Below are 20,780 nucleotides of genomic sequence, written 5' to 3'. Positions count from 1 at the left end.
GCCCTCGTAGCTCAGGGGATAGAGCGTCTGCCTCCGGAGCAGAAGGTCGAAGGTTCGAATCCTTTCGAGGGCACATATATTTGGGTCACCAGGATCAGGTCCCCGGCTTCGGCCGGGGACCTTTTTCGTGTCAGGACCTGCCGCCCTCCTCCGCAGCGCCTTCCGGCCACCCGCAGCACTGTCCAGCACCAGAGGGGCACGTGTCTAGCCCCCCAGTCATCCATCGGATAGGTTAACCCAAGTGGCGCGGATCCCCGCTACCCATCGAGCGGGGGCCGATCACCATTTCAAGGCTTCTTCCCATCACTTGCCCTCATCCGACGGAGGAACATATGTCCAAGAAACCGCTTTACCTCACCATCCCCCTGGCGGCCGCGCTGGCCTTGACCGGCTGCTCCGGTTCAGCGGACTCAGCATCCGATGATTCCCCCGCGGCGGCATCATCCTCGACCCCGGGCGCCGCCGGCGAGGCATCGACTTCCGCCCCAGCGGCCAACGCCCAGTCCTCCAGTGCCCCACCGGCGCAATCAGCTGAGAGCGGTTCGTCCCCTGCAGCCAAAGGTTCCGACGCCGGGAATGGCGCAGCCCTCTCCGATACCCAGCTCAAGAAGGCAGTGACCGACTTCTTCGACGAGGATCCAGGAGCTCAGATTCTTTCGGGGAAGACGTTGCGCGCCCAGGCAGGTGCCGCCGGGGCCATGGTTGAGGGAATGAAGATTTCTCCCGAAAAGTGCAATTCAGCCCAGGGCATCGACATAGAATCAGAACTGAAAAAGAACAACATCGCGGTCGGCACGTATCCAAACCCTGAGGACCCGATGCAGTCCATCTCGATCACGATCATGTCCGCGGGCGACCCCGCAGAAACCCAGGCCACCTTCGATGAGGGAATAGACGCCTTGGACGACTGCCAGCAGATGGACGTTGAACTCATGGGCATCAAGACCAAGATGAAGATGGAGGAAGCCAAGGTCACGACCAAGGCGCCCTCATCGGTGGCCTTGCGCACGGTGATCACCGTGCAGGGCACCGAGATCCCCGGCTCCAACGTCTCGCTGCTCGACGACGGGCTGCAAGTACAGCTGCAGGTCCAAGGCAAGGAAGCAGATCAGAAGGCCATGCAGAATATCGCCGATGAGGCGCAGCGTGTCCTCGACAGCCTGAAGTCGGCGTGACCTTCACCGGAGCACAGCGCCCCGCGCTCTAGCGAGGCTCCGGGCCCCCGGAAGTACTCCGTGGGCCCGGAGCAGGGCACCGTCGCTGGACCTACTTCTTCGGCTTGCCCCGACCTTCAGGATTCGGGACCACCACAAAGGGGGATTTGGAATGGCTCGCGCAGTGCTGGCTCACCGACCCCAGCAACATCCCGGCGAAGGCACCATGGCCGCGCGTACCCAGCACCAGCAGCTGCGCCGATCCCGAGGCGACGACGAGCACTTCGGCAGGGAGGCCATGTTCGATCCGCTGGATCACCCCCGCATCACCACCCACGGCGTCCTGCACGGTATCGTCCAGCATCTTTTGGGCATTCTCTTTGACCTCAGCCCGGCTTCCGGCGTAGGGAGGCATAAACCCGAAAGAGTACGGGACATTCCAAACTGCGAGTGCCTCAACGGGGGCCTCGTACCGGCGCCCGTATTCGACAGCCCATTTCAGGGCGGCCTTGGAGTCGTCCGAACCGTCGACGCCCACCACAATAGGATTCGTTGCCATGCTGTGCTCACCTCTTCCGGTGCGCCGCAAACGCACCTTTGACGATCAAGCCCACACCGGACTGCCTTGTCGGTGGCACCAAATAGCAGGTCACCACGCGAACGGGTCGTGACCCCAAAGCGGAGCAGGCCAGTGAATCAGGTGACCCGCCAGCCTGGCCGGACCACACCGTCCACCCGTGCTCACCGTAGCAGGACCGGCCCCGGTCTAGTCGGCGGCGATCGCCACGAGTTCCGCGATCGGCCCGGCTAGTCGCTGCGGCCCCAACCAGACGGCCGTCAGGGGACGGTGTGGCGTTTCGCCATCGAGCGGAACCCGCAACAACGTCCCGGAAGCCAGCTGCTCCCGCAAGGCCAACTCGCTGAGCACCGCGGGCCCCGCACCGGAGGCCACGGCAATGCGCACGGCGGCATTACTGTGAAGCACCTGCGCCGGCTCCGCCGCCTCGCGTCCGGCCAGGAGCTGTTCAAGTGCCTCCCGGGTCCCCGACCCCCGTTCGCGGACCACCAGCGGGGTCCGGGCCAACTCTTGCAACCCCAGGCTCCCGTGTCGCTCCGACCACGGGTGCTCCGGACCCACGACGACGGCCAACTCGTCCTCCTGAACCACAGCGGCACTAATCCCCACCGGCAGATGCGGCGTCTCCACGAAGCCCAGTTGCAAGGTCCCGTGCTGGACCTTGGAGATCACCTGGGCCGAATTCAGGACCTGGAGCTGTACGCGCACCTCAGGCAAACGCCGGCGCAATTCTGCCAGCCACGCCGGCAGCAGGTTTTCGGCCACCGTCTGGCTGGCCCCGACCCGCAACTCGACAGGCCCTGCGGTCTTCCCGGCGCCCAACACTCCCATAAAGTGCCGGGACTGCTTCAACAATGTCCGCGCTGCCTCGGCCAGTTCCACGCCCCGGGCGGTGGGCACGGAACCTCGAGGGCCGCGTTGCAGGAGCGGGGTGCCCGCCGTCGCCTCGAGCCGGGAGATCAGGCGGCTGGCATTGGACTGTGCCATACCCATGCTGCGCGCCCCGGCACCGACGCTGCCTTCATCCACCACGGCGACCAGCAGTTCGAGTGCATGCAGATCCGGCCAGTTCAAACCCATACGCTCATGATATGACCCCATGCCGAACCGATGGCTACCGGCGGTGGGCGCGGCGTGAAAACCTCGGTTCATGAGCACCAATACCCAAACACGTCCAGGCGTCGCAACCCGCGGCGGCCACCTTTTCCAACGCTTCGCCCCCGGACTGTTGGTGTGCGCGGTCGCCACCGCCCTCTCCATGACGCTGAGTCATCTGCTGCCCGGCGTCAGCGCCCTGATCATCGCCATCGTGCTGGGCATCGCCACCACGAATCTCCTGCGACTGCCCGAACGCACCGCCCCGGGAATCACCTTCGCCGCGAAGAAGCTGCTGCGCCTCGGCATCGTCTTCCTGGGCCTGCAATTGGTCATCGGGGACATCGTCTCCTTGGGCGCACCGATGCTGGTGGTCATCGTCTGCATCGTCGCCGGTGGCATCTTCGGCACCCTGTTGATGGGTCGGCTGATGAAGATGCGCCCGGGGCAGGTGCTGCTGATCGCCTGCGGTTTCTCCATCTGTGGTGCCGCAGCCGTCGCCGGGGTCGAAGGCGTCGCCGATTCCGAGGAGGAAGACGTGGTCACCGCCGTCGCCCTCGTGGTCATCTTCGGCACCTTGATGATCCCCCTGGTGCCGCTCCTCGGCCAGGCCCTCGGGCTCAGCAACGAGCTCAACGGCCTCTGGGCCGGTGGCTCCATCCACGAGATCGCCCAGGTCGTTGCCGCCGGCGGCATCATTGGTGGCGGCGCGCTCGCTGTCGCAGTGATCGTCAAACTGGCCCGTGTCTTGCTGCTGGCCCCCGTTGTCGCCGTGTTGAGCATCCGCCAGCGCCGCAACGGCAATATCGCTGCGGCCGATGGCAAGCGCCCACCCATCGTTCCCCTGTTCATCATCGGCTTCCTGGCCATGATCGCGCTGCGTTCCACCGTCGAGCTGCCCGGCGGGGTCCTCGAGGCCGGCCAGTTCGCCCAGACCGCGCTGCTGTCTGCGGCAATGTTCGGCCTCGGCTGCGGAGTCAAGATCCGCAACCTGGTCCGCGTGGGCGTCCGCCCCTTCATCCTGGCTGCCGCCTCCACCGTCTTGGTCTCCTGCATCGCCCTCGGCGGCATCATGCTGGTGCACCTGGGCGACTGATCCCGGCGACACCCCGCCCGGTCACGCACACCCACCGAAAGGCCCGACATGAATGCCCCTGAATCCCCCGCCCTCATCGCCGTCGGCATCGATGGTTCCCCCTCTTCCGCAGCCGCCCTGCACGAGGCCGCCGAACTGGCCCGATCATTGCGGACCGGCCTGCGGGTGGTGACATGCTGGCAGGTCCCGCAGTTCTACACCGCCGACATCGAACTGCAGGACTCCGCGTTCAAGGACGATGCGCAGGCAGCCCAGGACCGCCTGCTCGACCAGGTGTTCCCCGACGGCTGCCCCGTACCGCTCGAACGCCTGCTGCGCCGCGGACGCCCCGGGGTCGAACTCACCGAGGCATCCGCGGACGCCCGGATGCTGGTGCTGGGGAACCGGGGCCATAATGAATTCGTTTCCATGCTGCTGGGCTCCGTCAGCCTAGAGTGCATAGCCCATGCGGGGGTTCCCGTGCTGACGGTGCGATCCGATCACCATCCTTCCCTGACCTGAGGGCTCAGGACGGCGGAGGCCGCTGCGCGCACCTGGGCGCCCGGTTGTGGATTCCAGTGCCACCCAGCTAAGGTGAACACCGTTCAAATGAACATTGTTCAAGTGTTGAGGCCGGGCGACCGGCCCGAGAGGGATCCCATGAAACCCCGTCGTCTCGAAGCCGCAGATTTGGCCCGCATCGCCGTCTTTACCGCCATCGTCGCCGTATTGGGCCTGCCGGGCGGGCTCTCCGTCTTCGGCTCCGTCCCGATCACCGCCCAGACCCTGGGAGTGATGCTCGCCGGTGCCGTTCTGGGCCCCTGGCGCGGGGCGCTGTCGATGATCGTCCTGCTCATCCTGGTGGCCATCGGGCTGCCCTTGCTCTCCGGCGGTCGCGGCGGGCTCGGGGTCTTCGTCGGCCCCTCCTCCGGGTATCTCGCGGGGTGGATCGTCGGGGCCTTCGTCATCGGACTGATCGTCCACGGTGGACCACGACTGTCCCGGTGGCGGACGATCCTGGGGATCCTCGTGGGCGGCATCGTGGTCATCTACGCCTTCGGCATCCCCGTCCAGGCGTTCGTCACCCGCCTGCCCCTGGGTCCCACGGCGCTGCAAAGCCTCGTCTTCCTGCCGGGAGACCTCTTGAAGGCCGCCATCGCCGCCGCCATCACCATGACCCTGGCCCGCGCCTACCCCCGGGCCTTCCGCCGGCGGGAGGCCAGCACCCAGGCTCCCGTCACCGTCTCCGCCCCTGCGGACGGCGAGCGCCCCGCCGAGAGCATCCGGTGATGTTCCGGCCGCAGAGCGCCGCCATCGCTCGTGCAGTGGCCGCCCCTTTCGAGGTCTGGCGATGAATTCCATCTCGCTGGACCAGGTGGGCGTGCGCCTGGGCGAAACGACCGCGCTTGAAGGGATCTCCCTGAACGTGGACTCCCGCAGGATCGCGATTATTGGGGAGAACGGATCCGGTAAATCGACCCTCGCCCGGGTCATCGGCGGGCTGGTGGCCCCGACCTCGGGGACCGTGCGTGTCCACGGCGTAGACCCGGTGAAGCAGAAACGCGAGTTGCGGCGGCTGGTGGCCCTTATTTTCAGCAACCCCGATGCCCAGATCATCATGCCTACCGTCGGCGAGGATGTGGCGTTTTCGCTGCGTTCCGAGAAGCTTCCTCGCCCAGAAGAAGCGGCCCGCGTGAGCGAGGCACTCTCAGCTTTCGGTCTGTCCGAATTGGCTGATCGTTCCGCCCATGAACTCTCGGGTGGTCAGAAACAGCTCCTGGCCCTGTGTGGGGCCTTCGTACGACGCCCCGAACTGGTCATCGCCGATGAGCCCACGGCCCTGCTGGATACCCGTAACTCACGCAAAGTGGCCGACCACTTATTCCTCGGCGGGGCCCACCAACTGGTGCTGGTCACCCATGACCCACAGCTGGCCCTACGCTGCGATACGGCAGTACTGATCGGTTCGGGCCGGGTCCAGTCCGTCGGGGAACCCGCCGAGGTGCTGGCCACCTACGAACAGTCCCTGGCATGCTGAGTCTCTACCGCCCGGGCAACGGCCTGCTGCACCGCCTGCCCACCGGCCCGAAGGCCCTCCTCCTGATGCTGGTGGTGCTGGGCCTGTCCTTCCTGCCGTCGACGTACTGGGCCGCAGGGATGGCCTGGGTCGTGGCCGTACTCGGGTATCTTCTGGGAGGCCTGGGCCTCTCCGAACTCTGGCGTCAACTCATCGCCGTGCGCTGGCTCATCGGGATCACCCTGCTCGCCCAACTCATCTTCATGCCCCTCGAAGCCGCGGCGGCCAATTCCTCCCGCGTCGTCGCCGCCATCCTCCTGGCAGGGTTATTGGTGCTGACCACCCGGCTGACCGACCTGTTGGCCGCCGTCGAACGAGGCCTGTCCCCGCTGGCCCGTCTGGGGGTGGACCCGGAAAGGGTCGCCCTGCTGCTGTCGGTGACGATCACGACGGTGCCGGTGCTGGCCCGCCTGGGATCCGGGGTGCGCGAGGCCCAGCGCGCCCGCGGAGCCCGCGGCGGCCTGTCGACCTTCGTGGTGCCGTTCCTGGTCGTCGCGCTCAAACATGCTGACGAACTCGGAGAGGCACTCTCGGCCCGGGGTGTGCAATGAGCCGGCCACGGGTTCTGGGCCAGGTGGTGGACGGGCAGACCCGCTGCGCGCACTACCAGACGGTTCTGGACGTCATCGCGATCCGGTTCCATTGCTGCGGTGAGTACTATCCGTGCCACCTCTGCCATGCGGAGATTCCCGGGCAGCACGCGGCCCGATGCTGGCCAGTCACCAAATACGACGCGCGGGCCGTGATGTGTGGAGTGTGCGGGTACGAGCTCGGCATCGCCGAGTACCTCGCCAGAACCGACTGTCCTTGTTGTGGCGCGCGGTTCAACCCGGGCTGCAAGCTCCACGCGGACCTCTACTTTGCCCCGGCCATCTGAGTTTGTGCACCAACCCGTGTTCGACAGCCGTCGAATTGCCGGCCATCGGGTGAGATCATCGGGGCATGGACCAGCCCTTCAGAATCACCTGCCTGCTGTTCCCCCGGGTCACGCAGCTTGATCTCACGGGCCCAGTACAGGTGTTCTCACTCGCTCCGAACGTCGTCATCGACCTGGTCTGGCACGATGTGGGACCCGTGCCCACCGATACGGGTTTTTCTCTTCTGCCCACCACAACCTTTGCCGAGGCTCCGCCAGCAGATCTGCTGATGGTGCCCGGCGGCAACGGGGCCTTCGACCTGTTGAACGACGAAGCAGCGTTGGCTTTTGTTCGCACCCAGGCACGGAATGCTCGCTATGTGTCCAGCGTCTGCACGGGCGCTTTCGTCTTGGATGCTGCCGGCCTCCTGACCGGAAGGCGTGCCACCACCCATTGGGCCTCCCGCCCGCTCCTTGAACGCTTCGGTGCCATCTCAGGAGGGGCGGGTGGTCTGGGACGGAACACTAGTCACCGGAGGCGGAGTAACCAGTGGAATCGACGTCGGATTGGAGATCATCGCGAGGTTGTGGGATGAGGAGACGGCCAAGCGTGCCCAGTTGATGATCGAGCACGACCCCCATCCGCCCTTTGATGCCGGGGCACCCGGTAGGCCTGACACGGTTCCTGACGTCGTCCACCAGATCACGGACAACAATCACCGCATTCGGGGTCCGTTGGTCGACGCGGCGGTATCGCGGCTACGGGCGCACGACGGCGGCTGAGGTCTCCGCCTATCCTCGTGCCCTCCCCTCATCGCCCCCGACTCGACATCTGCTGGATCGCCCACGCATTCCCGTCCGGATCCGACAAGAAGATCATGCCCACATTGTCCAGGGGATGTGCCGTTGGTTCGGGGTTCTCGCCCAGGACCTGAACTCCACTGGCTTCGACCTTTCGTTCGGTGAGGATCCGGTGGGCCCGTTCAATATCGGAGACCACCAGTTGCAGGCCCTTCATCGAACCGGGCGGCATCTCGGGGACCACACCGCCAGCACCGAGCACCATCGAACATCCCGAGCCCGGAGGCGTCAGTTGGACGACGCGCCGGCCCTCTCCGAGGTCGTAGTCGTGGTCCAGGTGGAACCCGAACTGGTCGCGGTAGAACGCCAGGGACCGGTCGAGGTCCGAAACCGGGACGACCACCACCTCGAGGGTCCAGTTCATCTCGTTTTCATTTTCCATGCCGAGAACGTACCAACCCTCCCACCCCGGGCCAAGGGTTGCCGGGCAGCAGCTGTCAACCAGCTCACGGGTGATGGCTGTCCTACCTGCGCCACCGTGTGGAACACGGAGCATCCTGAGCAACGACGGGCTGAGTCCTGCGGATGAAAGCCATCATCACTACAGACTCGACACGACCTCATGACTTATTCGTCCAGCCCGTGCCTTCTTCACCCCCATGTCGGGTACGGTCCGGTACAGAGGGGATGGAGGCCCAGATGAACCAGCTCGTCGTGGTGGCGGGAGCCAGCGGCTACGTGGGCCGGCATGTGGTGGAGGCGTTGGATCGCTGCGGCTACCGGGTCCGGGCCTTGGTGCGTTCGCGGGAACAAGCGGAGGCGCCCGGCACTTTCGGCGCACCGGCACTGCAGGGGCACGTCGCCGAGTGGAGGATCGTCAATTATTTGGATCCGGCGACACTTCAGGGCGCCTGCGATGGGGCAGAGCGTGTGGTCTCTGCCTTGGGGGTCACCCGGCAGAATGCGAGTCCCTGGGATGTCGACTTTCTGGGCAATTTGCGGCTGCTGGAGGAGGCGGAGCGTCAGGGGCTCGCTTCCTTCCTCTACGTCAACGTTCTACACAGCGCCAGCGGAACCTCTGTGACGTTGCGTTCCAAAAACGCCTTTGCCGAAGTGCTGCGGCGCAGCACCGTAGCGGGCCAGATCGTGAACCCTTCGGGATGCTTCTCCGACATCACCGACTTCCTGCTTCTGGCCCAGAAGGGGATCGGTTTTACCCTCGGCGACGGTTCGTCCCGTCTCAACCCGATCCATGGTGCCGATCTCGCCGAATTCATCGTGGGGCATCTCGACGGGCCGACGGCGAGCTGGGATATCGGCGGGCCGGAGATCTTCACCTACCGGGAACTGGAATCACTCGCTTTCAGGATCGCGGGTCGGAGGCAGCGCATCCTGCCGGTGAGACCCGGGGCGCTGCGCCCGCTCCAGTGGGCCGCGGATCGGTTCTCGCCGCGGGCAGCAAACCTCACCCGCTTTTTCCTCGAATCCCTCCAACTCGACGCGGTAGGTACCCCCGTCGGACACCGGCGGCTCGAGCCCTATCTCCGTGCCCTGCCAGCGGCCCGCAGGGGCAGTAGATAAGAAACGGACCCGCCCGTTGAATGGACCCCCGTGGCGGATGGCAGGAATCAGTTCGAAGGAATTTTCTTGTTCGCGGTGTCCTCGGGCGCGAGACCCTCCGTGGGGAAAAGGTAGCGAGAGACCAGCGCCGCAATCACTGCGCCCACCAGCGGAGCAAGCATGAACACCCATAGTTGGCTCAGGGGCGTCGCCGCCAACGAAGAGCGCCGGGAAACATCCCGAACAGCAGGACCCGCGGCCGGATCATCCGGCCACGGGTCCTGCCCTGCTGCGGTCCAGGGACCTACTGCAGCATGGTGCGGTCGTCGAGTTGGGCGCCCTTGATCTTCTCGAATTCCTTGAGCAGTCCGGGCACGGTCATTTTCGACTTGGCCTCGGCATCGAGATCGAGGATGATCTCGCCGTCGTGCATCATCACCAGACGAGTACCCAATCGCAGCGCCTGCTCCATGTTGTGGGTGACCATCAGCGTGGTGAGCCCGTGGCGCTCCACGATCTCTTCGGTCAGCCGGGCCACCAGGGCCGCCCGTTGTGGGTCGAGGGCAGCAGTGTGCTCGTCCAGCAACAGGATCTGCGGTCCACTGAACGTGGCCATGAGCAGCGAAAGTGCTTGCCGCTGGCCACCGGAGAGCAGCCCCACCTTGGCCTTGAGCCGATGTTCGAGGCCTAGCTCCAACGACTCGAGCTCGGTGGCGAATTGGTCTCGCCGCCGTTTGGTCACACCCATGCTCAAGCCGCGGAATTTTCCGCGATTCAAGGCCAGGGACATGTTCTCCTCGATCGACATGCTCGGCGCGGTGCCAGCCATCGGATCCTGGAAGACCCGGCCAATGAACTTCGCCCGCGCATGGTCTGCCAGTTTGGTGACGTCTTTGCCGGCGATCTTCACATTGCCGACGTCTGGCTGTAGTTTTCCGCCCACCATGTTCAGCACCGTGGATTTACCGGCACCGTTGGATCCGATCACGGTGACGAATTCGCCTTCGGTCAGTTGGAGATTGATGTTGCGTAGCGCCTTGCGCTCATTCACCGTCCCGGCGAAGAACGTCTTGGACAGGTTGTTGATTTCCAGCATGCTAGGACACCGTCTCCTTCTGCTTCTCCGCTGCGTTGGTGATGGTGCGCATTCTGCGACCGAACTTATTGAAGCCCTTCCACTGCGGCAGGACCAGCGCGAGGACCACGAGGATCGCGGAGATCAGCTTCATGTCGTTCGGCTCGAGGCCGGCATCGAGGGCCAGCTGGATGAAGACACGGTAGAGCACGGCACCAAAGATGACGGCCAGTGTGGCGATGAAGATGTTCCGGGTGCCGAAGATCGCCTGGCCGATGATGACCGAGGCCAGGCCAATCAGGATCAGGCCGATACCCATGCCGACGTCGGCGAAGCCCTGGTACTGCGCAATCATCGCGCCGCAGAGGCCGACCAGGCCGTTGGAGATGGCGAGGCCCAGAATCTTCTGGTTATCGGTACTCACGCCCAGGCTGCGGATCATCTGCTCGTTGTCGCCGGTGGCCTGCATGGCCAGTCCGATGTCGGTGTGCAGGAACCAGTCCAGGATGAACTTCAGCACCAGCGCCAGCACCAAGAAGATGAGGATCGAGACGACGCCGCCGGTGAGCTGGGCTTCGCGCAGCGGGGAGATCAGGGTGTCCTCCCCCAGCAGCGGGACGTTGGCCTTGCCCATGATGCGCAAATTCACCGAATATAAGGCGATCATGGTCAGGATGCCTGCCAGCAGGCCGTTGATCTTGCCCTTGGTATGCAGCAGACCGGTCACGACGCCGGCGGCCGCGCCGGCCAACAGGGCCAGCGCGGTGGCTAGAAGCGCTGGCATGCCGTTGACGATGCTGATGGAGGCGACGGCGGCACCGGTGGTGAAGCTGCCATCGACCGTCAGGTCGGGGAAGTCGAGGATGCGGAAGGTCAGGTAGACCCCCAGCGCCATGATCGCGTAGACCAGGCCCAGTTCAACCGCAGTAAGCATGAAGAGATCCTTGTGTTGAGAGGGAAGAATGCGGGGTGCCCGGCCGCTGGAGGGCGGCCGGGCACCGTGATCCGGTGGATCGGCGCGGGGCTACTTCTTGTAGACCTCGGCGGCCTTGTCGATCATTTCCTGCGGGATCTTCACGCCGACCTTCTTCGCGGCGGCGGTGTTCACATACAACTCGACATCCGTCAGGGTCTCCACGGGCATATCGGCCGGCTTCTCACCGTCCTTGAGGATCTTCACGGCCATGTCGGCGGTCTGGACACCGAGCTTCTCGTAGTTGATGCCGTAGGTGGCCGTCGCGCCACGCTTGACCGACTCGCCGTCGGCGGCGATCACGGGGATCTTCTTGGACTGCGCGGTCTGCAACAGGCCTTCCAACGCGGACACGACCGCATTGTCGGTCGGCACGTAGTAGGCGTCGACGTCCAGTGCCTGCGCGGCCTGCTGGACCTCTGAGGAGGCGGAGATCGCCTTCTCCTTGATCTTCAGATCAAGGTCAGCCGCGGCTTCCTTGGCCCACTTCACCTGGACGGTGGAGTTGACTTCACCCGAGGAGTAGACGATGCCGACGGTTTTGGCGTCGGGGGCCAGTTCCTTGAGAAGCTCCATCTGCTCCTTGACCGGGTTCTTATCCGAGGTGCCGGTGACGTTTCCGCCGGGTGCCTCAACACTCTTGACCAGCTTGGCTTCCACCGGGTCGGTCACGGCAGAGAAGAGGACCGGGGCGTCGGTGATCGATTGGGCGGCGGCTTGGGCTGCCGGTGTGGCCACCGCAAGGACGAGGTCCAGCTTGTCCTGAGCGAACTGGCCCATGATCGCCGTGTTCGTTGAGGCATCCGCCTGGGCATTCTGCAGATCGTAGCTGACCTTGTCGCCGGTGTAGCCGGCGTCCTTCATGCCCTTTTTGAAGCCCTCGGTCACCGCGTCCAACGACGGGTGGGACACGTACTGCGAGATGCCGATCTTCACGGGCTTGACCTCATCCGCGGAGCCGCTGGAGTCGCCTGACCCTCCTGAGGATCCGCAAGCGGTGGCGAGCAATGCGGTGGCCATCAGGCCTGCGGCAAGCTTGCCGACGCGAGAAACGTTCATGGTGTTTTCCTTTCACGGGTCACGAGTTGAATTCCGGTCAACATCACCTTTGCTGCCCACCGGATCCCGTCCCCCACTGCGAGTGATTCGACAATCTTTTGACCACCTGGTGCCTAAAGACACCTTGATACTACCTGTGAATCAACTCACATTGTCCATACGACTCCGGGGTGCATGGACGCACCTGAACGCCTCGACCCCCATTGAAGACAAAACGTGTCCTATGCCACATTTATCGGGCATTCCGTACTTCATCTCCCGCTCCCTCTGCGACACCAAGGACCACGGCTCAGGCGAAGCTGCCGATCCCGCCCCCTTAGACTGTTTCAACCATGGCTGTAAAGATCACCTATCCCGAGTCCCTTCCGGTCAGCGCCCGTCGCGACGACATCATGGAAGCCATCCGCAACCACCAGGTCGTCGTCATCGCCGGCGAAACCGGTTCCGGCAAAACCACCCAACTTCCCAAAATGCTGTTGGAACTGGGGTTGGGTGACGGCGGGATGATCGGCCATACCCAACCCCGCCGATTGGCAGCGCGTACCGTCGCCGAACGCATCGCGGAGGAAACCGGTTGCGAGCTGGGAACGGAGATCGGCTTCCAGGTCAGGTTCACCGGGCGGGTTTCGGCCTCCACCCAGGTCAAGGTCATGACCGATGGCATCCTGCTGGCCGAAATCCAACACGATCGCCGGCTGCGCAAATACAACGCCATCATCATCGATGAGGCCCACGAACGCAGCCTGAACATCGACTTCCTGCTCGGCTACCTCAAACGGCTGCTACCGAAGCGTCCCGACCTGAAGGTCATCATCACCTCGGCGACGATCGACCCGGGAAAATTCGCCACACACTTCGGCTCCCCCGCCACCGACGGCAGCGACGAGATCGTCCAGGCCCCCATCATCGAGGTCTCCGGCCGCACGTACCCCGTGGAGCTGCGCTACCGCCCCCTGAATCCAGCCGAAGGCCGCGAGGACGACGACGAGGACTATGCCGCCGACGAGGATCGTGACCCGCTCGACGCGGTGTGCGATGCCGTGGACGAATTGGCGGCCGAGGCGCCGGGCGACATCCTGATTTTCTTCTCCGGCGAGCGCGAGATCCGTGACGCCGCCGAGGCCCTGCGTGCCCGGGCGCAGACCAACCCCCGGCTAAGAGGCACCGAGGTGCTCCCGCTCTTCGCCAGGTTGTCGCTGGAGGAACAACATAAAGTCTTCCATCCGGGTTCCCACCGTCGCCTGGTGCTGGCGACCAACGTCGCCGAAACCTCGTTGACCGTCCCGGGCATCAAATACGTCATCGATACCGGCACCGCCCGGATCTCCAGGTATTCACATCGCACCAAGGTTCAGCGGTTGCCCATCGAACGGGTCTCCCAGGCCAGCGCCAACCAGCGTTCGGGTCGTTGCGGTCGCGTCTCGGACGGTATTGCCATCCGGCTGTACTCCGAGGAGGACTTCGAGGCCCGACCCGAATTCACCGATCCCGAGATCCTGCGCACCAACTTGGCTGCCGTCATCCTGCAAATGTCTGCCATGGGGGTCGTGGAATCCCCCCGCGACGTCGCGGATTTCGACTTCGTCCAGCCCCCGGATTCCAAGGCAGTGAACGACGGCGTCGCCCTGCTGCGCGAACTCGGCGCCGTCGGAGAGGGAACCTCAGCGAAGGTGACTCCGATCGGGCGGCAGTTGAGTCAGCTCCCCGTCGATGTCCGGTTGGGTCGAATGATCGTGGAGGCCGGCCGACGCGGCTGCGCCAAGGAGGTCATGATCCTGGCCGCCGCACTGACCATCCGTGACCCCCGCGAACGCCCCTCCGAAGACACCGGCCAACGGGCCAACGCCACCGGTTTGCACCGCCGCTTCGAGGACTCGACCTCTGACTTCTCGGGGTTCCTGAACCTGTACGCCTACCTGCAGGAGCAGCAGAAGGAACTCTCCTCGTCGGCGTTCCGCCGACTGTGCAAGAAGGAATTCATCAACTACCTGCGGGTGCGCGAATGGCAGGACCTCTTCGCCCAGCTGCGCCAGCTCTCCAAACCGTTGGGCATCACGCTGACCACGGGCCCGGTGGACCCGGCAGGGCTGGAACGTGAAATCCACACCAGCCTGCTGTCCGGGCTGCTGGGACATATCGGCGCCTGGGATGAACGCAAACGTGAATATTCCGGGGCCCGTGGCACCCGGTTCTCGATCTTCCCCGGTTCGGCCCTGTTCAAAAAGAACCCCGAATGGGTGATGTCCGCCGAACTGGTGGAGACCAGCAGGCTGTGGGCCCGGGTCAACGCCCGCTTCGACCCCCTCTGGGTGGAGGAGGTCGGTCGGCACCTGTTGAAGTATTCGCATTCCGAGCCCCACTGGTCCCGCAAGATGGGTTCGGTCATGGGCTACGAGAAGGCCACCCTCTACGGTCTCACCGTCATCCCCCAGCGCCGCATCCAATATGGACGTGTCGATCCGGTGGTGGCCCGGGAACTGTTCATCCAGCACGCCCTGGTGGAAGGCGATTGGAAGACCCACCATAAGTTCTTCCAACGCAACCGTCGCCTGCTGGCCGATATCGACGAACTCGAGACCAGGATGCGTCGGCGGGATCTGGGCGCCACCGACGAGGACCTCTTCGAATTCTACGATCAGCGGGTCGGTGCCGGCGTCGTCTCCGAACGCCACTTCGACAGGTGGTGGAAGAAGGCCCGGGCCAACGACCCCACCCTGCTGGACTTCGACCCGGAGGAACTCTTCAACGCCGACACGGAGGAGCTGAACCAGGAGGACTTCCCCCGGACCCTGCACCATGGGGACCTCGAATTGGAGCTGTCCTACGAGTTCAACCCTGCCGCGTCGGCCGGTGAGTCAGACGGGTTGACCGTGCGGGTGCCCGTGCTGTTCTTGAACCAGCTGGACCCCGAACGTTTCCGCTGGCTCATCCCCGGTCTCCGCGAAGAGCTGGTCACCGCCTTGATCAAGTCCCTCCCCAAGGCCATCCGCAAGAACTTTGTCCCGGCCCCCGATGTGGCCCGGCAGGCGGTCACCGCACTGAAGGCTGACTTCGATCCCACCACCGATGACCTCGAGCCCTCCTTGGAACTGGTGTTGCGCCGCCTGCGCGGGGTCGTGATCCCTCCGGGGTCCTGGGACTGGTCCAAGATCCCCGGGCACCTGCTGGCCACCTTCCAGGTGGTGGATTCCAGGGCCAGGATCCTGGACGAATCCACCGACCTGCCCACCCTGCAACGCACCCTGGCCCAGCACAACCGGCAGGCCCTGGCCGAGTCGATGGGCAGCGCCGGACCGGCCCTGCTGGCGGCAGCACGCGAGGCCGAACAGCGTCACGGCAAGGACCAGGCAGGTACCAAGCCAGAACGCGGCAGTGGCCGGGGAACCCCCGGACCCGGTCGGGCGGGCGGGGCGGGGGCCGCCTCCCCCAGCCGTGAGAGGCCGAAACTGGAACAGACCGGGCTGACCGCCTGGCCCGAAAGGATCGGCGACGGCGGCCGGATTCAACGCAAGGTCAGCACCACGGTGGCCGGGGCTGAAATCACCGCGTTTCCCGGCCTGCTCGATACCGGGGACACGGTGTCGTTGACGGTGTTCCGCAACGAGGATGAGCAGCTCACCGCGCATCGGGGCGGGGTGATCCGGCTCCTGCTGCTCGAGGTCCCCTCCCCGGCCAAATATGTGTTGGAACATCTGAACAACCAGGAGAAGCTGGTCTTCACCCAGAACCCCCACGGTTCGGTGGAGAAGCTCATCGCCGACTGCACACTGGCGGCCCTGGACCGGCTGGTTCCTGCCGACCTGCCCTTCACCCAGGCCGAGTTCAGGGCCCTGTTCGAGTCGGTGCGGGCCGAGCTGATCGACACGGTCTTCAAGGTCACCGCCATCGTCGAACGCGTACTCTCCAGTGCCCGGCTGGTGGGCAAGAGGATCTCCAAGGCCTCCTCGTTGGCACTGGTCAACGCGTTGGCCGATATCCGCAGCCAGTTGGAGAATCTGGTCTACCCGGGCTTCGTCGCCGGAACCGGGTACGCGCATCTCTCTCAGCTGCCCCGCTATCTGGACGGAATCGCCAAGCGCCTGGATAAGTTGGAGGCCGGGAACGTGTCACGGGACCACCAGGCGATGCTGGCCATCCAGGCCTTGGAGGATGAATACGATGCCGCCCGGGCTGCCGTACCTGCCGGGGCACGGATTCCTGCCCCCCTGGGCAGGATCAAGTGGATGCTCGAGGAGTTGCGGGTGAGCATGTTTGCGCAAGAATTGGGCACCGCCTATTCGGTATCCGAGAAGCGGGTGCGTACCGCCTTGCGCCAGGCGACCACCACCTAGCCGGCCGGCCCGAAGGGCCGAGGCACCGCCGTCGTCCGCTGGGCAGGGACGACGGCGGTGCTGCGGGCTGGGGTTATTGGTTCGGCACCATATCGGTATGCCCGTCCTCGCGCAGTGCGGTACGCAGCCGCTCGGCGTTATCGTCCAGATGGGATTCCTTCGGGTCGGTATCGGCCCGGGAGAGGTCGAAGTCGGCCAGCGAGTTCGTCGGCCAGACATGCACGTGCAGGTGCGGGACCTCGAAGCCGGCGACCATCAGGCCGGCACGTTCGGAGCCGAACGCCCGCTTCTGGGCCCGGCCGATGACCCGGGCGACAGCGTTGAGCTTATTGAGCAGCTCGGGTTCGATATCGGTCCAGTCGTCAACCTCCTGACGTGGCACCACCAGGGTGTGGCCGTCGGTGATCGGGCCGATCGACAGGAAGGCGACGACGTCGGGGTCCTTCCAGACGAACCGTCCCGGCAACTCCCCGTTGATGATCTTGGTGAACAGCGTGCTCATGGTGTCCCTCTCTTCGGTAATGGTCACGAATCTACGTGGCCTGATCGGCTCCGGGCCAGTCAGCCGGTGGGGCCGGTGGCCACCTCCCGTGCGGGGTCGGAAGAAAACTGCGAATAGGAGCCCGGATACAGGGCCGCGCCGATCCCGGCGATCGCCAGGGCGGCGATCTCGTGGGCGGCGGTCACCCCTGAGCCGCAGTACACGGCCACCGGAGGGCCTCCTACTGCCGGGCCAAGGGCGGCGAACTTCTCGCGCAGGGTTTCCGCCGGCAAGAATTTGCCGTCCGCGGCAAGGTTTCCCGCGGTGGGGGCGTTCAGGGCCCCGGGGATATGTCCGGGGCGCGGGTCCACCGGTTCGGTTTCGCCGCGGAAGCGCTCCCCCGCGCGGGCATCGAGCAAGACCCCGGTGGAAGGGAAGGCTGCCGCGCCGTCGGCGTCCACGACCGGCAGGGACCCGGGGTGTGGGACCCAGCTTCCCGGCGTGGCGGTGACCTGCCCCGTGGCCACCTCGCCCCCTGCCGCCGTCCAGGCGGCCCATCCGCCGTCGAGCAAAAACACCTCCGAAAGTCCTGCGTCCCGCAGCAGCCACCACGCACGTGCGGCAGATAGCCCACCCACCGCGTCGTAGGCCACCACGGTATCCCCGGGTTCAATCCCCCAACGCCTTGTCGCAGCGGCCAGCCTCTGCGGTTCCGGGAGCGGATGACGGCCGGCTTCCGGACGGGCCGGGGCCGCCAATTCGGTGTCCAAATCCACATACACGGCCCCCGGAATATGCCCGGCCAAGTGGTCCTCTTCCCCGGTGGACGATCCCAACGCCCACCGCACATCCAGGATAACGGTGCGCTGCCCGGCGGCCAACCGTGCGGCCAACGCCTCGTCGGTGATCAAGACCTCCATGTCCGAACTTCCTCCCTCATGCCCCGCCGCCTGTTCCGGGGCCGCGACCATGGCGAGCCCGGGTAGGCTGAACGAGTGGATTCAACGATGCTGCCAACACTACCGCCGCCCGCCGGACGCGCCTGGGTCAACCAGGCTGTCCTGGCTCTGGAAGCCGATACCGCCCGCTCGGCCGATACCCACTTGCACCGGATCGGCTTGCCGGCTCACTGGGGTATCGAGCTCTACCTCAAGGACGAGTCCACCCACCGTTCGGGCTCGCTGAAGCACCGCCTGGCGAAGTCCCTGTTCCTCTACGGTCTGGTCAATGGATGGATCACCGAGGGGACCACCATCGTGGAATCCTCCAGCGGAAGCACCGCGGTCTCCGAGGCGTATTTCGCCCGACTGCTGGGGCTGCCCTTCGTGGCGGTGGTTGCCGCGACGACGTCGGAGCAGAAGATCGACCTGATCCGTGAGCTCGGCGGGACCTGCCACCTGATCCAGGACGCCGCGGCCGTCGACGCCGAGGCACGCCGGCTGGCCGCCGAGACCGGCGGGCACTATATGGACCAGTTCACCTACGCCGAGCGGGCCACCGATTGGCGGGGGAACAACAACATCGCCGAATCGATCTTTTCCCAGCTCGAACTCGAACCGCATCCGGTTCCCGCCTGGGTGGTTGCCGGGGCCGGCACCGGCGGAACCAGCGCCACCTTGGGGCGCTACATCCGCTACCACCAGCACGAGAGCCGGTTGGCCGTCGGCGACCCCGAAGGCTCTGCCTTCCTGCCGGCCTGGACGGCCTGGAACGACGGCGGTGATCCGTTGGCCGTGACCGGCGCCCCGAGCCGGATCGAGGGGATCGGTCGTCCGCTGCCCGAACCCAGCTTCGTGCCCTCGGTGATCGACCTGGTCCAGACGGTGCCCGACGGAGCCTCGGTGGCAGCGATGCGCCATCTCTCCGGCTGGGCTGGCCTGCACGCGGGACCGTCCACCGGCACGAACATGTGGCAGATCTGGCGGCTGGTGGCTCAGATGCGGGCCGCCGGGCAGCAGGGATCCGTCGTTTCACTGATCTGTGACGGCGCCGAGCGCTACGCCGGCTCACATTACGACGCCGCATGGCTAGAACGCGCGGGCATCGACACCACCCCCTACGAAGGGGTCATCGAAGCCTTCCTCGCCGACGGCGACTGGGTGGAGCCGTAGGGCCCGCAGAGAATGACCGGGGCTAGTTTTTGGCCCAACCTCCCGAGTTGGAAGAAGTGCCGCATGATCGAAATTCTGAACCAGAGCCAGCTGGACCGGGCCAAGGACAGCGGTGCCCTGGTCGCCACCATCCTGCAGGCCATGAAACGCCGGGCCACCGTGGGCACCAATCTGCTGGACATCGACCGGTGGACCCACCAGATGATCACCGAGGCCGGTGCCCGGTCCTGCTACGTCGACTATGCCCCGTCGTTCGGGCGCGGGCCCTTCGGCCACTACATTTGCACCGCAGTCAACGACGCGGTCCTCCACGGTCTGCCCCACGATTATGCCCTGGTCGACGGCGACCTGCTGACCCTGGATCTGGCAGTGATCCTGGACGGGGTCGCAGCGGATGCGGCCATCAGCTTCATCGTGGGTTCTTCACGCCCCGCCGAAAGCGTTGCCTTGATCGAAACCACCGAGGCCGCCCTGGCCGCCGGTATTGCCGCGGCAGGTCCCGGGGTCCGACTCGGAGATATCTCCCATGCCATCGGCACCGTCCTGGATCGTGCCGGATACCCGATCAACGTCGAATTCGGTGGCCACGGCATTGGTTCGACCATGCACCAGGACCCGCATGTCCCCAATACCGGGCGCCCCGGACGGGGCTATAAGCTCCGGCCCGGGTTGCTGCTCGCTCTGGAGCCGTGGGTCATGGCAGATACCTCGAAGCTCGTGACCGACGACGATGGCTGGACGTTGCGCAGCGCAACGGGTTGCCGGACAGCACATACCGAACACACCATTGCAATCACCGAGGACGGCGCTCAGATCTTGACGCTTCCCTAGCCGCTGCGAGGGCCCAGCCCCTCAGGCCTCGCGGCTATCCCCGACCTGCAGGTACTCGAATGCGGTGCCGTACCGGGCTCCGAACCGGGTCACATGCCCAGTCATCATGCCCAGCCCGGTCTCGTTGAGCAACCCGTCATGGATGGGGTAGGCGTGGGACGCGCGGACCGAGGCGACGAAGTCCAGCACCTCGGCCAGTTTCGACCACGGGGCATGCAGCGGCACCAACAGGGTCTGCACCGCGACCCCGTTCGGCACGATGAACGAGTCCCCCGGGTGGTAGAGGCTGCCGTCGATCACGTACCCCAGATTCGCGACGACGGGGATCTGCGGGTGGATCAGCGCATGCTGACCGCCGAAGACGCGGACCTCAAAACCGGCAATATGTTCTGCGTCGTCGGGGGCGAGAACATGAATCCTGTCCCCCGCTCCCCCGAGTGCCGGGTGGGCCAGGAGCTGGTCGACCACCACCTGTGGAGCGTAAAGATGCACCCCTGCGGTGCGGTCAACGATCGGCAGAACGGCAGCGGCGTCGATATGGTCGGCGTGTTCGTGGGTGACCAGGATGGCTTCGGCGCCGGCCAGGGCCGTGGGCACGTCGGTGAAGGTCCCGGGGTCGATGACCATCACGCGTGAACCTTTTTCCAGGCGGATGCAGGCATGTCCGTGTTTGATGAGCTTCATACCCCCAGCCTAGTTCGCCGCTGCCGCGCTGATAAGCTGA

The 20,780-nt window shown here is 65.2% G+C and carries 21 protein-coding genes and 1 tRNA gene; 13 read left to right on the top strand and 9 right to left on the bottom strand.

Features of this window, described 5'->3' with window-relative positions; translation table 11 throughout:
• A tRNA-Arg gene (locus FM101_RS09545) sits at positions 1-73 on the top strand.
• A 259-nt stretch (positions 74-332) separates the two neighbouring features.
• Entirely contained in the window at positions 333-1,175 is an 843-nt protein-coding gene (locus FM101_RS09540; protein WP_086998880.1) for a hypothetical protein, read from the top strand.
• A 91-nt stretch (positions 1,176-1,266) separates the two neighbouring features.
• Here FM101_RS09540 and FM101_RS09535 read toward each other — a convergent pair whose 3' ends face one another.
• Both FM101_RS09535 and FM101_RS09530 read right to left on the bottom strand, forming a co-directional pair.
• The gene (locus FM101_RS09535; protein ID WP_086998878.1) at positions 1,267-1,713 is read right to left on the bottom strand and encodes a universal stress protein; all 447 of its coding nucleotides are present in this window, start codon (positions 1,711-1,713) and stop codon (positions 1,267-1,269) included.
• Positions 1,714-1,920: 207 nt separating this feature from the next.
• Positions 1,921-2,811 (bottom strand): LysR family transcriptional regulator, encoded by an 891-nt coding sequence (locus FM101_RS09530; protein WP_086998875.1) that lies wholly within the window; start codon positions 2,809-2,811, stop codon positions 1,921-1,923.
• 70 nt (positions 2,812-2,881) lie between these two features.
• Between FM101_RS09530 and FM101_RS09525 the strand changes: the two genes are divergently transcribed.
• The 7 genes from FM101_RS09525 to FM101_RS09495 all read left to right on the top strand — a co-directional run bounded on the left by FM101_RS09525 (position 2,882) and on the right by FM101_RS09495 (position 7,430).
• Positions 2,882-3,922 carry a YeiH family protein gene (locus FM101_RS09525; RefSeq protein WP_086998872.1) on the top strand — a complete coding sequence of 347 codons (1,041 nt, stop codon included), beginning with the start codon at positions 2,882-2,884 and terminating at the stop codon, positions 3,920-3,922.
• Between the two features lie 48 nt (positions 3,923-3,970).
• A complete protein-coding gene (locus tag FM101_RS09520) occupies positions 3,971-4,423 on the top strand; it encodes a universal stress protein (protein WP_086998869.1) in 453 nt (150 codons plus the stop codon).
• 138 nt (positions 4,424-4,561) lie between these two features.
• Entirely contained in the window at positions 4,562-5,191 is a 630-nt protein-coding gene (locus FM101_RS09515; protein WP_179204291.1) for a biotin transporter BioY, read from the top strand.
• Between the two features lie 61 nt (positions 5,192-5,252).
• A complete protein-coding gene (locus tag FM101_RS09510) occupies positions 5,253-5,939 on the top strand; it encodes an energy-coupling factor ABC transporter ATP-binding protein (RefSeq protein WP_086998863.1) in 687 nt (228 codons plus the stop codon).
• Positions 5,933-6,529 carry an energy-coupling factor transporter transmembrane component T family protein gene (locus tag FM101_RS09505; RefSeq protein ID WP_086998859.1) on the top strand — a complete coding sequence of 199 codons (597 nt, stop codon included), beginning with the start codon at positions 5,933-5,935 and terminating at the stop codon, positions 6,527-6,529. Before FM101_RS09510 ends, FM101_RS09505 begins: the two co-directional genes overlap by 7 nt.
• Entirely contained in the window at positions 6,526-6,855 is a 330-nt protein-coding gene (locus FM101_RS09500; protein ID WP_086998856.1) for a CHY zinc finger protein, read from the top strand. The genes FM101_RS09505 and FM101_RS09500 overlap by 4 nt, the downstream gene beginning before the upstream one ends.
• Positions 6,856-6,920: 65 nt before the next feature.
• Positions 6,921-7,430, top strand: coding sequence for a DJ-1/PfpI family protein (locus tag FM101_RS09495; RefSeq protein ID WP_198962415.1), 510 nt, complete (start codon positions 6,921-6,923; stop codon positions 7,428-7,430).
• A gap of 215 nt (positions 7,431-7,645) precedes the next feature.
• On the opposite strand, the gene FM101_RS09490 is transcribed toward FM101_RS09495, so the two are convergent.
• Positions 7,646-8,077 carry a VOC family protein gene (locus FM101_RS09490; RefSeq protein WP_245806675.1) on the bottom strand — a complete coding sequence of 144 codons (432 nt, stop codon included), beginning with the start codon at positions 8,075-8,077 and terminating at the stop codon, positions 7,646-7,648.
• A 257-nt stretch (positions 8,078-8,334) separates the two neighbouring features.
• Here FM101_RS09490 and FM101_RS09485 point away from each other — a divergent pair, with 257 nt between their 5' ends.
• Positions 8,335-9,216, top strand: coding sequence for an SDR family oxidoreductase (locus FM101_RS09485; RefSeq protein WP_179204290.1), 882 nt, complete (start codon positions 8,335-8,337; stop codon positions 9,214-9,216).
• A gap of 283 nt (positions 9,217-9,499) precedes the next feature.
• Here the strand turns inward: FM101_RS09485 and FM101_RS09480 are convergent, their stop codons facing one another.
• The 3 genes from FM101_RS09480 to FM101_RS09470 form a co-directional block, all read right to left on the bottom strand.
• Positions 9,500-10,291, bottom strand: coding sequence for an ABC transporter ATP-binding protein (locus FM101_RS09480; protein WP_086998849.1), 792 nt, complete (start codon positions 10,289-10,291; stop codon positions 9,500-9,502).
• A gap of 1 nt (position 10,292) precedes the next feature.
• Positions 10,293-11,204, bottom strand: coding sequence for an ABC transporter permease (locus tag FM101_RS09475; RefSeq protein ID WP_086998846.1), 912 nt, complete (start codon positions 11,202-11,204; stop codon positions 10,293-10,295).
• A gap of 90 nt (positions 11,205-11,294) precedes the next feature.
• The gene (locus tag FM101_RS09470; protein WP_086998843.1) at positions 11,295-12,302 is read right to left on the bottom strand and encodes an ABC transporter substrate-binding protein; all 1,008 of its coding nucleotides are present in this window, start codon (positions 12,300-12,302) and stop codon (positions 11,295-11,297) included.
• Between the two features lie 332 nt (positions 12,303-12,634).
• On the opposite strand from FM101_RS09470, the gene hrpA reads away from it, so the two are divergent.
• Positions 12,635-16,633: an ATP-dependent RNA helicase HrpA gene (hrpA, locus tag FM101_RS09465; protein WP_086998840.1), complete on the top strand. Its 3,999-nt coding sequence runs from the start codon at positions 12,635-12,637 to the stop codon at positions 16,631-16,633.
• Positions 16,634-16,706: 73 nt separating this feature from the next.
• Here hrpA and FM101_RS09460 read toward each other — a convergent pair whose 3' ends face one another.
• The gene (locus tag FM101_RS09460) at positions 16,707-17,135 is read right to left on the bottom strand and encodes an HIT family protein (RefSeq protein WP_086998836.1); all 429 of its coding nucleotides are present in this window, start codon (positions 17,133-17,135) and stop codon (positions 16,707-16,709) included.
• A gap of 59 nt (positions 17,136-17,194) precedes the next feature.
• Positions 17,195-18,034, bottom strand: a complete 840-nt coding sequence (locus tag FM101_RS09455) for a sulfurtransferase (RefSeq protein ID WP_086998833.1) — start codon at positions 18,032-18,034, stop codon at positions 17,195-17,197.
• Positions 18,035-18,121: 87 nt separating this feature from the next.
• Here FM101_RS09455 and FM101_RS09450 point away from each other — a divergent pair, with 87 nt between their 5' ends.
• Positions 18,122-19,225, top strand: coding sequence for a PLP-dependent cysteine synthase family protein (locus FM101_RS09450; RefSeq protein WP_086998830.1), 1,104 nt, complete (start codon positions 18,122-18,124; stop codon positions 19,223-19,225).
• 63 nt (positions 19,226-19,288) lie between these two features.
• Positions 19,289-20,056, top strand: a complete 768-nt coding sequence (gene map / locus FM101_RS09445) for a type I methionyl aminopeptidase (protein ID WP_086998828.1) — start codon at positions 19,289-19,291, stop codon at positions 20,054-20,056.
• A 21-nt stretch (positions 20,057-20,077) separates the two neighbouring features.
• Here map and FM101_RS09440 read toward each other — a convergent pair whose 3' ends face one another.
• The gene (locus tag FM101_RS09440) at positions 20,078-20,740 is read right to left on the bottom strand and encodes an MBL fold metallo-hydrolase (protein ID WP_086998825.1); all 663 of its coding nucleotides are present in this window, start codon (positions 20,738-20,740) and stop codon (positions 20,078-20,080) included.
• Between the last annotated feature and the right edge of the window lie 40 nt (positions 20,741-20,780).

This window comes from Arthrobacter rhombi (assembly GCF_900163545.1).
In the GTDB taxonomy this organism is placed as follows: domain Bacteria; phylum Actinomycetota; class Actinomycetes; order Actinomycetales; family Micrococcaceae; genus Arthrobacter_H; species Arthrobacter_H rhombi_A.
This window is presented reverse-complemented; position numbering and strand designations above follow the sequence as displayed.